Below are 12,745 nucleotides of genomic sequence, written 5' to 3' on the forward strand. Positions count from 1 at the left end.
CCCTCCAGTCAAAAATCGAAAGTAACCATCCGGTACATGATGAAGTCGCCAAGCAGCGCCCACAGCCCAAAGATCAGGAACACGGGAAAAATGAGCGGGCTGCCCCAAATGGTGCCGTAGTAGGCCGGGGCAATGAGTTGAAGTATGAGAAACATCACGACAGGAAATAAAGAGATGATCCAAGCGGAGAAGCGACCTTCGGCCGAAAGTGCCCTGATCTTCATTCGCAATTTCTGCCGTTCACGCAGAACCGAGGAAAGATTGGCCAGAATTTCGGTCAAATTACCGCCCGTCTTGGCCTGGATCGACAGCGACACCGACAGCAGCTGAAGGCCCTCGAAGCCGACACGCTGCGAAAGCTTTCGCACGGCCTGCTCGATGCTGAGGCCAAAAGTGATCTCATCGGAGACGATGCCGAACTCGGTGCCGAGCGGATCGGGCATTTCGCGCGCGACCAGACCGATCGCGATCGAAGCCGGGTGTCCGGCGCGCAGCGAACGAACGATCATGTCGAGCGCATCCGGCAGCTGTTTGGCAAATTTCTGGATTCGTTTGTTGCGGGCGCGCCGGAGGACGAGAAGCGGCAAGACAAGCCCAACGACTAAAAAGATGATGAGCGACGCCAAGGCGGAAAAATTGAAAAGGAGCGCCATCAACAATGCTATCGCCAGTCCGACGAGCAGGAATGTCGCGGCGAAGGTCAAAGGATTTCCGGTGATGCCGGACTGGGTATAGAGCCTGTTCAACCAGACCATACCGAAAAGAAAATCGCCAGAGTCCGTGAGGCCACGCTCCCGCAGCAATCCCTGTAACGTTTGTTCGGCCGGGACGTCGCCAGCGAGCCGCTTCAATCGGCGATTGACTGCTAGAGACCGGGAGCGGCGGCCGGCAAAGGAAAGATAAAATGCTTCGCCGGCGAGAATGAGCGAGGCCGCCGCCAACATGTAGATGAAGTAGAGCAGAGCTTGACCGGTCGGCATCAGAGGGCGACCTGCGGGTTGAAGGCGTCCTTGGCAAAATGATGGCCAAGCGTAGCGGCCTCCGGAGCGAAGCGCGGACGGACACCGGTCGCGCGAAAGTCGCCGATCACCTTGCCTTCGGCTGTGACTTCGCGGCGAACGAAATGATAGATTTCCTGCAGCTGCACGACATTGCCCTCCATGCCAGTCAGTTCAGATATGGAGGTGACGCGCCGGCCGCCGTCCGAAAGGCGCTGTGTCTGGACGATAATGTCGATGGCCGACGCAATCTGCGCACGGATTGACTCATGCGTCATCGGCATGCCGGCCATGCCGACCATCTGTTCCAGCCGCGAGATCGCATCGCGCGGCGTGTTGGCATGGATGGTGGTCATCGACCCCTCGTGGCCGGTGTTCATCGCCTGCAGCATGTCGAAGGCTTCCTCGCCGCGAACCTCGCCGACGATGATGCGATCCGGGCGCATGCGCAGTGCGTTCTTGAGCAACTCGCGCTGGCGAACTTCGCCCCGACCTTCGACATTGGGCGGCCGCGTCTCGAGCCGGCCGACATGCGGCTGTTGCAGTTGCAGCTCGGCGGCATCCTCGATGGTGATCAGGCGTTCCTTCGAGGGAATGTAACTCGACAATGCATTGAGCAGGGTGGTCTTGCCGCTGCCGGTGCCGCCTGAAACCAGGATCGATTTGCGCGCCTGCACGGCGATCCGCAGCAGTTCGATCATCGGCGGACGGATCGAATTAAATGCCATCAAACGCTCGAGCGAATAGGGGTTTTTCGAGAATTTGCGTATCGACACCAGCGGGCCGTCGACCGAGATCGGCCGCACCGCGATGTTGACGCGTGATCCATCTTCCAGCCGGGCATCGACCATAGGCGAAGATTCATCGACACGCCTGCCGATGGCCGAAACGATCTTGTTGATGACGCGCAACAGATGCGCCTCGTCGCGGAAACGGATTGCCGTCTCTTCGATCATGCCACGCCGCTCGATGAAGACGCGCTTGTGGGTGTTGATCATGATGTCGGTGATAGAATCGTCCTTGAGCAATGGCTCGATCGGGCCGAGGCCCAGCATCTCGTCGGCGGTGTCGCTGGTCAGTTGATCAAGTTCGCGTGCGTTTAGCGGCACCGCACGAGCGCGCACGAACTCGCGCACGATCGGACGGATCTCATTCAGGATCTCATCTTTGGAGGCACTTTCAAGCGCGGTCAGGTTGAACCGATCAATCAAGTGGCGATGAAGCTCGACTTTGAGCGTCAGAAAATCATTGCCATGCGATTCAATATCAGCGGCTGGCGAAAGAGCCGGAGCAACAGGCTGCACCGCCAGCTGATCGGTCTTTGACGCTACCTGCTGTTCGCTTGTCCCCTTGATGAACCGCCCCAGCATAGTGGCTTATACTCCCCTTGGTCCCTCATTAGCGGAAACTAACTGTTAACCACGGGAGGCACAAGCGCCCAAGTGGTAGGCGTGCCCTCAATACTTTCTACATAGTTAAGATCAGAGGCCTGTAATAACGCGCTTATTTGATACCGCTGCCGGTTCGTGGTCAGGGCGTCGGCCCTGCTTTCCAGGCTCTTCCGATTTTGGGGGGGGCAAACCGCTCGGAAGACGCTGCTAAACCCTTAGATATAAAGGAATATGCATTTCTGCTAATGCTTCCACAATCTTGCCGCATCCGCGGCCAAATTGTGAATGAATGGTTAAAATCCTTGAAAAATGAAAAGAATCAAGCTGTTGTCAAAATTCAGAGCTGTGATTTTCTTGCCGAATCATGTACAGGAAAGTTAAGGAACTCTTAATCTCGTTTGACTCTGCGTTTTCTCGGGACCTAGGATCGAGATGACGGGGGATGCTTGGGTATGGTTTTCATCCTTTGCTCTGTCTCGTCGGGTTCAAACCTCCAAAGGGAGAAATTGACATGAAGAAGCTCATGACGATGACCCGGCAGTTCCGCGACGATGAAAACGGCGCTGCCATGGTCGAATACTCCATCCTTATCGGCATCATCGCAACGGCGTCTATTCTGGTCGTTATCGCCATTGGCCTCTGGGTGACCGGCCGGTTTACCGACCTCTGCGCCGACTTGAATGCAGCCAGCGCGATTACCGGCGATGGTAGTTGCCTCCCTACCGGCGTGGGTTCCTGATCAGCTAGCGGATTTCAGGCCCGGATCATGTCCGGGCCTGAACTCACCCAAGTTACTCTGCCGTTCTGCTGTCTATTTTTGGGGTTTGGACTGATGCGCGCCAACACGCTTATCATGATCGTTCTCGCAGGCGTGTTCGGTGTCCTGGCGGTTGTCCTGGCCAATATCTGGCTTGCCGGCCAGCGAAGCGCCATGGCACAAACGGGCGTCGTACAAGGCAGCACGGTCGTGGTTGCGGCAGTGCCGCTGAAGTTCGGTGACGCTCTGAGCGCAGATAAACTGCGCGAAGTTGCCTGGCCTGCGGGCGCGGTTCCAGCCGGGGCATTCAAGTCAACGAAAGACCTGTTAGCTGGCGACGGTGCCAAGCAGGCATTGCAAGCGATCGGCGTCAATGAGCCGATTCTCGCTACCAAGATCACCGGCCCCGGCCAGCGCGCCACGCTTTCGGCGGTGCTCGGCGAAGGCATGAAGGCCGTGTCCATCCGCGTCAACGACGTGCTCGGTGTCGCGGGCTTCGTCTTCCCGGGCGATCGAGTCGATATTCTACTCACCCGCACGGCGCGCGGCGATGATGGCACGGATAAGAGTTTCGTCGACGTGCTGCTGCAGAGCATGAAGGTGCTGGCCATCGACCAGGTGGCCGACGAAAGCAAGGACAGCCCGACGGTGGTGAAGTCCGTGACGCTGGAGGCCAGCACCAGGGACGCGCAAAAGCTGACGCTGGCGGCAGGCGCCGGCCAATTGTCGCTGGCGCTGCGCCAGGCCGCAGCCAGCAAGGGCGAGACGACAGAACGGGTGACGCTTTCCGACCTGACCGGCGAAACGCCGGCCGATGTCGCCGCCAGGCAGGCGGAGCTCGACAAGAGGGCAGCAGCGGAAGCGGCAGCAGCAGCCGAGCGCAAGCGCGCCGAGGACAAGATTGCCGGGTTGACCCAGGCCGTGGAAAAAGTGGGAAGCCGTCTCGACGAACTTGGCCGGGCCAAACCGGTTCCTGTCGCGGCACCGGCGACCAAGGAAGTGGTCAAATATGTGCAGCCCGAGCCGCCCGCACGGGCAACGGTCGGCGTTTTCCGGGGTGTGAAGCTCGAGACATACGACGTGCCGCGACAACAATAAAGCGCGGCAAAACGGATGCTGCCACCGGCAGCGAGTGGGGAGACGGGGATGCGGGGTTCTTGGTTAGGGATAGCGACGGCCGCGTTGTCGTGCCTGGCGGCGCTGTTGCTGTCGAGCCTGGCGGCCGGTGCGGCCGACCGCTTCATCGATGTGTCAACCCCTGCCGTGCACCGGATTTTCCTGCCGATGTCACAATCGGTAACGATCCAGGTGAGTGCCAATCTGGGCGATATCGTCGTCGGTGACGAGAAGATCGCCGATGCGCAGCCGATGACCGACCGCACGCTCTATGTCATCGGCAAGGGCGCCGGCACCACCACGGTCAACCTGTTCTCCACCGACAAGCGCTCGCTCGGCGCCCTCCAGATCGAAGTCGGCGTCGACGTCAGCGACATGGCGCAGGCGATCCGGCAGGTGGCGCCAAAGTCGCGCATCGAAGTGGGCTCGGTCAACGGCAGGGTCAGGCTCGGCGGTCATGTCAAGGACGGCGCCACGCTGGCGGCTATCCTGGCGGTTGCGCAGCAATATGGCCCCGACGCCGTCATCAACTCCGTCATCGTCGACGACAGCCAGCAGGTCAATCTGGAAGTGCGCGTGCTGGAAGCCAAGCGCAACACCGGCCGCGACCTCGGCGTGTCGATCAAGAGCACGAACGGCAGTGGCACGACCCGTACCGGTACCGGTGTTGCTGCCGTCGACGAGGACGGAGTGGTGCTCGGGCCAGGCGGTCTGCTCAGCGGCCTCCTGTCGACCTCCAGTCCCTTCGGAGCCCTGATCACCCGCGTCATCGACAGCAACATCAAGGTCGATCTGATCATTGAGGCGCTCGAGTCCAAAGGCGCGGTGCGCATGCTCGCGAACCCCAACCTCACCACTCTTTCCGGCGAGCAGGCCAGCTTCAACGCCGGCGGCGAAGTGCCTATCCGCACGCTCAACAAAGACGGCGAGATAAGCATCGAGTACAAGCAATTCGGCGTTAACCTGCTGTTCACGCCGGTCGTACTCGACGACGGCAAGATCCATATGAGGCTGGCGCCGGAAGTCAGCGACCTGACCGGCTTCACCACCGCCGGCGACCCGATCTTCACCAACCGAAAGCTGGCAACCGTCGTCGAACTGCGCGACGGCCAGAGTTTCGCCGTCGGCGGGCTTCTGTCGAGCAAGACCACCAAGCTCCAGGACCAGGTGCCGTGGCTCGGCCAGGTGCCTGTCATCGGAACGCTGTTTCGCAATTCGAGCAACCAGAAGGAAGAGACCGAACTGGTCGTCATCGTCACGCCGCACATCGTGCGGCCGGTGAAGCCCGGCGAGCAGTTGGCGACGCCGTTCGACAAGACACGGCCCGCGAACGATCCCGAATTCTTCGTGCTCGGCCAGCTTGAAGTGACCAAGGACATGGTCCGCAAATATGAACTGGGCGAAGGCGTCACCGGCCCCTATGGCCACATGCTCGACTTCAAATCGAAGGACAAGATGCTCTATGTCAAGAAATAGCGGCTTGATCCTCATTCTGTGCGCCGGCGCGCTGACAGGCTGCGCCGCGGACTATCTGAACCACTATGATTCAGTGACGCTGGCCGCCGGCGACACGCAGAAATTCAATTCGATGCTGCAGACGGTCGATCCGCTCAATCCGGCGTCCAACAACACCAGGATCGAAGGCGACGGCGCGCGCGCGGCCGCTGTAGCCAACAGCTACAAATTTCCACCGCCACCGCCACCGCCGCCGGCCATCACGGTCAATGTCGGCAACACGAACTGAATAGAAGGATGCGGTTTCAGTGCGCCAGGCAAGACGACTGGCGTCAGGGGAGCAAAGAGTAAGGCCATGCTGCGGACCATTCGCGCGTTCTGGCACGACCAGAGAGGAATAGCGCTGATCCTCGTCAGCATCACGCTGCCGGCGATCATCGGCTTTTCGCTGCTGGCGATAGACATGAGCCGCGTCAACAACCTCCACAACGATCTCCAGAAGGGCGCGGATGCATTTGCTCTTGCGGCGGCGGCGGAGCTGGACGGGTCGAGCGGTTCCTGGGCGCGGGCAGAGCGTGCCATGGCCATGCTGGTCGACAACGAGAGCAACTTCTCGACGGCAGGCCGGATTGGCCTGACTGCCGGTCAACCGGGCGGCACGCAGGTGTGCAATAGCGCCGGGAGCATCTCCTGGTGCTTCTTGAAAGCTATTCCCGCGAATGACGGAACCAGGATAACAACCGCCAATCAGGCCAATTATCTAGCCAATGCTAGTCCTGCGGCTGGAGAGCTTGAGACGCGGTTCATCCAAGTGACGGTCGTTCCCACTGGCTTTGCCGCGATCTTCCCAGCCTCTTTTGTCACAGCCGGTGCAAGCGGCAGCTTCAATGTCGATGCAGTCGCCGTCGCAGGTTTCACCTCCGGTGTATGCAACTACACCCCAGTCTTCATGTGTAACCCATACGAGATGGTGAACGGGACGAACTCAGCAGGCGGCGTTACGCTCGAGCAGGCTGCGGCGGATCCGGCAGTCCGTCGCCGGCTTATCGAATTGCGTACGGTAGGAAACAACGCTGCGTACGGCCCGGGTAATTTCGGTTTCCTGGAGCCGCCAGCGGGTGTAGGTAACGGGGCGCAAGCGCTCGCGCAGACGATCGCCACATCGACGCCCATTGGATGCTATTCGGCGCAGGGCGTAAGCACCAAGACCGGCCAGAATACAGGACCGGTCCAGGATGCGTTCAATGTCCGCTTTGGCATCAGATCGAGCGGCAACCAATTCAACAGCCCTGAATATGGGCCTGCGGCCAACGTCCGGAAGGGCGCATCGTCCGGAGGGGGTGGGAATGGGAATGGAGGCGGCAATCAGTGCCCTCAATATAACCAGCTGACGTTCGGCACTCCCAATATGGGCCTGCCCAGGGATTCCACCACGCCTTACATGGGCGGGCGGATGGGCGATGGAAACTGGAACTTTTCCACCTATTGGAGCACCAACTTCGGTTCTGCTTCTTATCCCTCTTCATGGGCCACGAACAAGCCGACTCGCTACGACGTTTATAAATATGAAACGTCGGCGGGGCTGGTCGGAACGGCTTCGGCAGGTGGCGAGGTAGGGACGCCACCGAGTTCTTGCCAGCCACCGGTTACAACTGTCGATCGCCGCCTTCTGTATGGCGCGCTCCTAGACTGTAGTGCACTACAAGCGGCTGGAAATAATCTGAACGGCAACAGCACGAATCTTCCTGTCAAAGCATTTGCCAGTTTCTTCATTACCGAGCCAGTCGGAGGCGCCTCAACCGGAGCGTCGGTCATGGTGGAGCTTGTCGACATAACGGGACGCGGCGGCCAGGGCACGCTCGACAATTTCCTTCGCGACGAAGCCCAGCTCTATCGGTGACGGCTATGATCGCAAAGCTCTACCACCATCTGCATAGATTTAGACACGATCGGAGTGGGACGGCGCTTGTCGAGATGGCGCTGATCGCCCCACTGATGCTGGTCCTGTCGGCGGGTGTCTTTGAATTCGGCAATCTGATCCACGAAAAGCTGCTGATGGAGGCAGGACTTTCAGACGGTGCCCGCTTTGCGGCGCGCTGCAACAGTCAGTTGTATACCAATGCTGGATTGACCATCGACTGCGCCAACGTCGCTACTAATATCGCGGTGTTCGGCAATGCCGCCGGTACCGGCAACGCCCGCGTCAGCGGCTGGCAGAAGGCGGATGTTACAGTGACCATCGCCGCCTCCGGTTCCTGTCATGACGCCGTTGTCGCCGGCGTCACACAGTATCGCTCGACCACCGCACAGGTCTGCATTGTCAGGGCCGCTGGCACCCTGGACTACAGCGACGTCGGAATGCTGTCGCTTCTCAGCATCGGTCCGATCACGCTCAACGGCTTTCACGAGGAGCGGTTGATCCGGTTCTGATCATGATCAAGCGTTTCACAAAATCAGACGCCGGCGCGGCGATGGTAGAGATGGCCATCGTAACGCCTCTGCTGTTCACGCTTGTGCTGGGCTTCGTCGATTTCGGTTATGCGCTGTATCAATGGAACGCGGCGACAAAAGCCGTTCAGCTCGGCGCCCGTCTGGCGTCGATTTCCGACCCGGTTGCAACCGCGCTTGCGACAGCCGCGCCAATCTCGGCACCGGGCGCGCCGGTGGTGGCGGCCGCCTATGGCCCGTTCGAATGTACATATACCGCCGGCACGGGAGGTTGCAGCAATGGCGGCGCCTTCGATGCCGTCAAATTCAGCCGCATCTTCCGCGGCGACACGGCCTACACCAATGACGATACCTGTCCGGCAATTACTGCGGCCCAGCGACCGACCACGCGGCCCGGCATGTGTCATTTCTTTCCGCGCCTGCACCGCGACAACATAGTGGTCACCTACAGCGCCACGGGCCTTGGCTATCAGACCCGGCTGGGAGGGCCGGTGCCGACAATCACCGTCAGCCTGAAGACCATCACCTTCGAATTCTTCTTCCTGGGTGGTCTGCTTGGATTCGACAACCTTACCATGCCCTCCATGCTAAGCACGGTCACGGGCGAAGATCTGAAGAGCACCGCGTCATGAATGCCATCAACACCAAGGTTACGCCGACCAAGCGCAAGCAGGTGGCGCTGTTTTCGTCGGATCCGAATTTCAAGCGCGATGTGGCGACGCGGCTCGATGCGCTGGCGATCTATGACGTCCGGGTTTCCGAGACGAGCGACTTCCTCAAGGGGCCGCCGGCCGATACGCGCCCGGGCATCGTCATCCTCGATCTCGGCAATGGCGAGCTGCTCGGCAGGGCCGGCATCGTCGAGGCGCGCGCGCTGTGGGCCAGCGTGCCGCTGATCGCGGTTTCCGACGAGCTGAGCTCGGAGCAGACGCGTGTGCTGGTGCGCATGAACGCCTCGGACTGGCTGCACAAGCCGCTCGACGGCAAGGAGCTGCTCAATGCGGTGACTTTCCACGACACCGGCAACCAGGGAACGAAGAGCCGGATCATCACCTTCATCGGCGCCAGCGGCGGCGCCGGCGCCACGACGCTGGCGCTGTCGGCGGCCGAATTCCTGGCGTCGAAATCGGCTGAGCGCGCGGCGTCCACCTGTCTCGTCGACCTGGATTTCCAGAGCGCCAATTGCGGCGCCTATCTCAATCTGTTCAACCAGTTCGACCTTGCCGGCATCATCGGCCAGCCGGAGCGGCTCGATGTCGAGCTGATGGACGTCATCAAGCTGTCGCGCCCGTCCGGCCTCACCCTCTACGCATTCGAGCGGCCGCAACTGCCGTTCGAGCCGCATGGCAGCGATTTCGTCTTCCGGCTGCTCGACCTCGTTGCCTACCGCTTCGACGACATCGTCATCGACCTGCCCAATCTGGAAACGCCCTGGCACAATTCCGTGCTGTCGACGAGCGACGAGATTTTCATCGTCTTCGAACTCAATGTCGCTTCGCTGCGGCAAGGCAAGCGGCTCTACAAGAAAATCCGCGAGCTGCGCGGCAATGCGGTCAGCATCACGCTGGTCGCCAACAAGCACAAGCGCAAATGGTTCGGGAACCATTTTTCGCGCAGCGAGCTCGAAAAGATCTTCAAGGCGCCGCACATCAAGTCGGTCGCGCTCGACAACGCGCTTCTGACCGATGCGCTGAACCGGGCCATCCCGCCTTCCGAAGTGGATGGGCGGGCGCGCTTCAACAAGGATCTGAAGCGGATGTTCAAAGAGCGGCTCGATGACGCTGCCCGATAGAAATCGGATCGCCCCGAAGCTCGCCGGCGCCTGCGTGCTCGGCATGGCGCTGGCGCTGTCCGTCCACGACTTCGCCGAAGCGCGATCGGCGCTTTCGGAGCGGCCGCCGCTGCCGGCGATGGGACCCAGCCTGCGCAAGGCCGTTGCCTTCGCAACCGCCGAGCAGCCGGGCACGATCGTCATCCGCAAGGACGAGAAGGCGCTTTACCTGGTGACCCGCCAGGGCCAGGCGCTGCGCTACCAGATCAGCGTCGGACGCGACGGGTTCGGCTGGACCGGGACCGTCAAGGTCGGGGCGAAGACCGAATGGCCGGAGTGGCGCCCGCCGCAGGAAATGCGCGCCCGCCAGCCCGAGCTGCCGAAAATGGTGCCCGCCGGCCCCTACAATCCGCTCGGCGCAAGGGCGCTCTACCTGTCGCGGGACGGGCGCGACACGCTCTACCGCATACACGGCACCAACGACCCGTCGGGTGTCGGCTTCGACGGGACATCGGGCTGTTTTCGTCTCACCAACACGGATGTGATCGATCTTTTCAAACGCGTCGCGGTCGGCGCAAAGGTGGTGGTCCAATGACGATGATCAGCGAACCGGACATGCCGGCGATCGATATCGGAAACCAGGAACAGCGCGAACCGGTTGCCACCGAGAAATTCAGCAAGGCAAAGACGATCGGCGTCATCGTCGCCGGTGGCGCGCTTCTGATCACCGCGGTCAACATGGCGGCCGCGGTCTATCTCTATCGGGGCATGAGCGACCTGCGCTTCGTCGAGGCGCGGCTGGAGCAGCTCGGCGCGTTCGAGCAGCGGATCGCGGCCCGGCTCGACACGGTCAACAACGGTTTTCAGAGCCGGTTCGAGAAACTGGACAGCCAGTTGCAAGGCAGCTTCAACGAGATCGATGCCGGCATTGCCCGGCTGGGGCAGACTATGCCGGTCGCCGGCGGCGAGGCCATGCCAGGTGCGGAAGAACCGTCCGAGATCGCCACCAGCACGCTGGCGCAAGCACCCGAAGCGCTCGACGGCGAGAGCGAACCCGGCGTCATCGAAGCGCCCGCACCCAGGAGGAGAATCGCGTCGGCCTCGCCCCCTGCCCCAAGCTCCAACTACCAGCGCATCCAGCAGCCCGACGGCAAGGTCTATTACCGCCGGATCAACTAGACGCCATTGCTCTAGAGATCGCGCTGCAGCGCCAGGATGCGGATGGCCCGGACGGACCGCTCCCGCGCCTCAGTGAGGAAGGCGATGTGGCAGTAGGCACAGGCCACGATGCCCAAAAGCAGCACCAGGCTGTTCTTCAAGGTGAAATCGACCGCAAGCGAAAACTGAAGGCCGCGGGGCGAGGTGAATGCGGCGATCGTGCTCGCCGTTTCCGAATGGCTGCCGACGGCGATCATCAGGCCAGCGAAAATCAAGGCGACGTGGTTGGCGAGGAAGAAGAAAGCCGACCGTTTGGCGTGACACGCTATCCAGCAGACGATCGATGCCGCGGCAAGGATGGCGGCGTCGAGAGCCATGGAGCTGCCCAGATAGACATCCACCTGCTGCCAGAACATCGCCGACAAAGGGCGCAGTTCAAGCCATAGCCACCATGCGGTGGGGCTGGCCGGATAGGTGCCCAGCAACAAGGTCGCCATGCGCTCCCCTGCCAGGACCGCCAGAATGAGAAACGGAAAGGCGAAAAGCAGAAGCGGCTTGCGTTTCATGTTCCCTCGACAATCTGCAAGCCAGGATAGGCCGTATAGATTGCTCAAGGCTTAACGGCCCTACTTCCGGCCCTCTCCCGATTGCGAGCGTTCGAGGACGGCAAAGAAGATCACGGTGAGCAGAAGGACGATCAGCAGCAGCACGAAGGCGGCTGCCGCGCCTTCGTTGAGCGAAAGGCCGAGAAAGGCACGGCGGTAGGCAAAGAAGCTCAGCACTTCGGTCGCATTGCCCGGCCCGCCCTTGGTCAGGACATAGGGCAGATCGTAGGTCCGGAACTCGTTGATCAGCTGGATGATGATGGTGATCGCCGCGACCGGCCGAAGCATCGGCAGGGTGATGTAGACGAATTGCTGCCAGCCGCGCGCGCCATCCACTTCAGCCGCCTCATAGGGATCTCGCGGCAAAGCGGCGAGCCCCGCGGCGAGGATCAGCACGACGAAGGACATTTGCTGCCAGATGTCGATCGCCGCCATCGTCCAGAGCGCCATGCCTGGCGTGCCGAGCCAGTCGAGGCGCGGCAGGCCAAACGTTTCCATCAGATGATTGGCGATGCCGAGATTGGGCTGGAGCAGCATGCGCCAGATCAGGGCGACGCTGATCGGCGACATCGCCATGGGAATGGTCAGAACCGCGAAATAGACCGGCTTCATCCGGACCGTCCGGTTGAGCATCAGGGCGATGCCGAGCCCGATCACGAATTCGCCGACCACCGTCACCGCCGAATAGCGCACGGTGAGCCAGAGCGCGTTCCAGAACAGCTCATCGCCGATCATCGAGGCGAAATTCTTGAACCCGACAAGCGGCAGAAGCTGCGGCTTGATCAAGGTCATCGAGGAGATCGACAGGATGCAGGCATAGGCCAGCGGAAAGCCCATCACGATCGCCAGCAGCAGCAGGCCGGGCAAGGCAAAGGCCCAGCCGGTCCGCCACTCGCGGCCACGGGCAGCCCATCCTTTTTTGATCGCATTGTGCATCGTAGCCGAGCCTTGGTCGGGGTGGCGTTGCTGATCTCGTCAAGATCCGGGGTCTGGACAAGATCCGGCGCGGCTGACACCGCCGCGCCGGATCTCCTTGCCGAGCCGGA

14 protein-coding genes are annotated in these 12,745 nt (G+C 61.1%); 10 read left to right on the forward strand and 4 right to left on the reverse strand.

Going from position 1 to position 12,745, the window contains the following annotated elements; all coding sequences use genetic code 11:
• Positions 1-8: 8 nt before the first annotated feature.
• Complete coding sequence (locus AC0L2U_RS16250; RefSeq protein WP_473602194.1) at positions 9-980, reverse strand: type II secretion system F family protein; 972 nt, start codon at positions 978-980, stop codon at positions 9-11.
• Positions 980-2,368 (reverse strand): CpaF family protein, encoded by a 1,389-nt coding sequence (locus AC0L2U_RS16255; protein ID WP_473602195.1) that lies wholly within the window; start codon positions 2,366-2,368, stop codon positions 980-982. Before AC0L2U_RS16255 ends, AC0L2U_RS16250 begins: the two co-directional genes overlap by 1 nt.
• Before the next feature lie 532 nt (positions 2,369-2,900).
• On the opposite strand from AC0L2U_RS16255, the gene AC0L2U_RS16260 reads away from it, so the two are divergent.
• The 10 genes from AC0L2U_RS16260 (at position 2,901) to AC0L2U_RS16305 (ending at position 11,115) form a co-directional block, all read left to right on the forward strand.
• The gene (locus tag AC0L2U_RS16260) at positions 2,901-3,128 is read left to right on the forward strand and encodes a Flp family type IVb pilin (protein ID WP_473602196.1); all 228 of its coding nucleotides are present in this window, start codon (positions 2,901-2,903) and stop codon (positions 3,126-3,128) included.
• A 93-nt stretch (positions 3,129-3,221) separates the two neighbouring features.
• Positions 3,222-4,244 (forward strand): Flp pilus assembly protein CpaB, encoded by a 1,023-nt coding sequence (gene cpaB, locus AC0L2U_RS16265; RefSeq protein ID WP_473602198.1) that lies wholly within the window; start codon positions 3,222-3,224, stop codon positions 4,242-4,244.
• A 48-nt stretch (positions 4,245-4,292) separates the two neighbouring features.
• Positions 4,293-5,738 (forward strand): type II and III secretion system protein family protein, encoded by a 1,446-nt coding sequence (locus AC0L2U_RS16270; protein WP_473602199.1) that lies wholly within the window; start codon positions 4,293-4,295, stop codon positions 5,736-5,738.
• Positions 5,725-6,006, forward strand: coding sequence for a hypothetical protein (locus AC0L2U_RS16275; RefSeq protein WP_473602201.1), 282 nt, complete (start codon positions 5,725-5,727; stop codon positions 6,004-6,006). The genes AC0L2U_RS16270 and AC0L2U_RS16275 overlap by 14 nt, the downstream gene beginning before the upstream one ends.
• 66 nt (positions 6,007-6,072) lie before the next feature.
• On the forward strand, positions 6,073-7,617 hold the full coding sequence (locus AC0L2U_RS16280) for a TadE/TadG family type IV pilus assembly protein (protein WP_473602202.1): 1,545 nt from the start codon (positions 6,073-6,075) through the stop codon (positions 7,615-7,617).
• 5 nt (positions 7,618-7,622) lie between these two features.
• Positions 7,623-8,147 carry a TadE/TadG family type IV pilus assembly protein gene (locus tag AC0L2U_RS16285; RefSeq protein WP_473602203.1) on the forward strand — a complete coding sequence of 175 codons (525 nt, stop codon included), beginning with the start codon at positions 7,623-7,625 and terminating at the stop codon, positions 8,145-8,147.
• Between the two features lie 2 nt (positions 8,148-8,149).
• Positions 8,150-8,797 (forward strand): TadE/TadG family type IV pilus assembly protein, encoded by a 648-nt coding sequence (locus AC0L2U_RS16290; protein WP_473602204.1) that lies wholly within the window; start codon positions 8,150-8,152, stop codon positions 8,795-8,797.
• Positions 8,794-9,957: a CpaE/TadZ family protein gene (locus AC0L2U_RS16295; RefSeq protein ID WP_473602206.1), complete on the forward strand. Its 1,164-nt coding sequence runs from the start codon at positions 8,794-8,796 to the stop codon at positions 9,955-9,957. Before AC0L2U_RS16290 ends, AC0L2U_RS16295 begins: the two co-directional genes overlap by 4 nt.
• A complete protein-coding gene (locus tag AC0L2U_RS16300) occupies positions 9,941-10,531 on the forward strand; it encodes a L,D-transpeptidase (RefSeq protein WP_473602207.1) in 591 nt (196 codons plus the stop codon). The genes AC0L2U_RS16295 and AC0L2U_RS16300 overlap by 17 nt, the downstream gene beginning before the upstream one ends.
• Entirely contained in the window at positions 10,528-11,115 is a 588-nt protein-coding gene (locus tag AC0L2U_RS16305; protein WP_473602209.1) for a hypothetical protein, read from the forward strand. Before AC0L2U_RS16300 ends, AC0L2U_RS16305 begins: the two co-directional genes overlap by 4 nt.
• 11 nt (positions 11,116-11,126) lie before the next feature.
• Here AC0L2U_RS16305 and AC0L2U_RS16310 read toward each other — a convergent pair whose 3' ends face one another.
• Complete coding sequence (locus AC0L2U_RS16310) at positions 11,127-11,660, reverse strand: hypothetical protein (RefSeq protein WP_473602210.1); 534 nt, start codon at positions 11,658-11,660, stop codon at positions 11,127-11,129.
• 60 nt (positions 11,661-11,720) lie between these two features.
• Positions 11,721-12,635, reverse strand: a complete 915-nt coding sequence (locus tag AC0L2U_RS16315; RefSeq protein WP_023809125.1) for a carbohydrate ABC transporter permease — start codon at positions 12,633-12,635, stop codon at positions 11,721-11,723.
• Between the last annotated feature and the right edge of the window lie 110 nt (positions 12,636-12,745).

It is taken from the genome of Mesorhizobium sp. WSM4808, from assembly GCF_055811675.1.

What these genes read in the sequence shown, in the direction of transcription:
- AC0L2U_RS16250 (WP_473602194.1), bottom strand. Translation starts at nt 980, where the DNA reads ATGCCGACCGGTCAAGCTCTGCTCTACTTCATCTACATGTTGGCGGCG.
- AC0L2U_RS16255 (WP_473602195.1), bottom strand. Translation starts at nt 2,368, where the DNA reads ATGCTGGGGCGGTTCATCAAGGGGACAAGCGAACAGCAGGTAGCGTCA.
- AC0L2U_RS16260 (WP_473602196.1), top strand. Translation starts at nt 2,901, where the DNA reads ATGAAGAAGCTCATGACGATGACCCGGCAGTTCCGCGACGATGAAAAC.
- cpaB (WP_473602198.1), top strand. Translation starts at nt 3,222, where the DNA reads ATGCGCGCCAACACGCTTATCATGATCGTTCTCGCAGGCGTGTTCGGT.
- AC0L2U_RS16270 (WP_473602199.1), top strand. Translation starts at nt 4,293, where the DNA reads ATGCGGGGTTCTTGGTTAGGGATAGCGACGGCCGCGTTGTCGTGCCTG.
- AC0L2U_RS16275 (WP_473602201.1), top strand. Translation starts at nt 5,725, where the DNA reads ATGTCAAGAAATAGCGGCTTGATCCTCATTCTGTGCGCCGGCGCGCTG.
- AC0L2U_RS16280 (WP_473602202.1), top strand. Translation starts at nt 6,073, where the DNA reads ATGCTGCGGACCATTCGCGCGTTCTGGCACGACCAGAGAGGAATAGCG.
- AC0L2U_RS16285 (WP_473602203.1), top strand. Translation starts at nt 7,623, where the DNA reads ATGATCGCAAAGCTCTACCACCATCTGCATAGATTTAGACACGATCGG.
- AC0L2U_RS16290 (WP_473602204.1), top strand. Translation starts at nt 8,150, where the DNA reads ATGATCAAGCGTTTCACAAAATCAGACGCCGGCGCGGCGATGGTAGAG.
- AC0L2U_RS16295 (WP_473602206.1), top strand. Translation starts at nt 8,794, where the DNA reads ATGAATGCCATCAACACCAAGGTTACGCCGACCAAGCGCAAGCAGGTG.
- AC0L2U_RS16300 (WP_473602207.1), top strand. Translation starts at nt 9,941, where the DNA reads ATGACGCTGCCCGATAGAAATCGGATCGCCCCGAAGCTCGCCGGCGCC.
- AC0L2U_RS16305 (WP_473602209.1), top strand. Translation starts at nt 10,528, where the DNA reads ATGACGATGATCAGCGAACCGGACATGCCGGCGATCGATATCGGAAAC.
- AC0L2U_RS16310 (WP_473602210.1), bottom strand. Translation starts at nt 11,660, where the DNA reads ATGAAACGCAAGCCGCTTCTGCTTTTCGCCTTTCCGTTTCTCATTCTG.
- AC0L2U_RS16315 (WP_023809125.1), bottom strand. Translation starts at nt 12,635, where the DNA reads ATGCACAATGCGATCAAAAAAGGATGGGCTGCCCGTGGCCGCGAGTGG.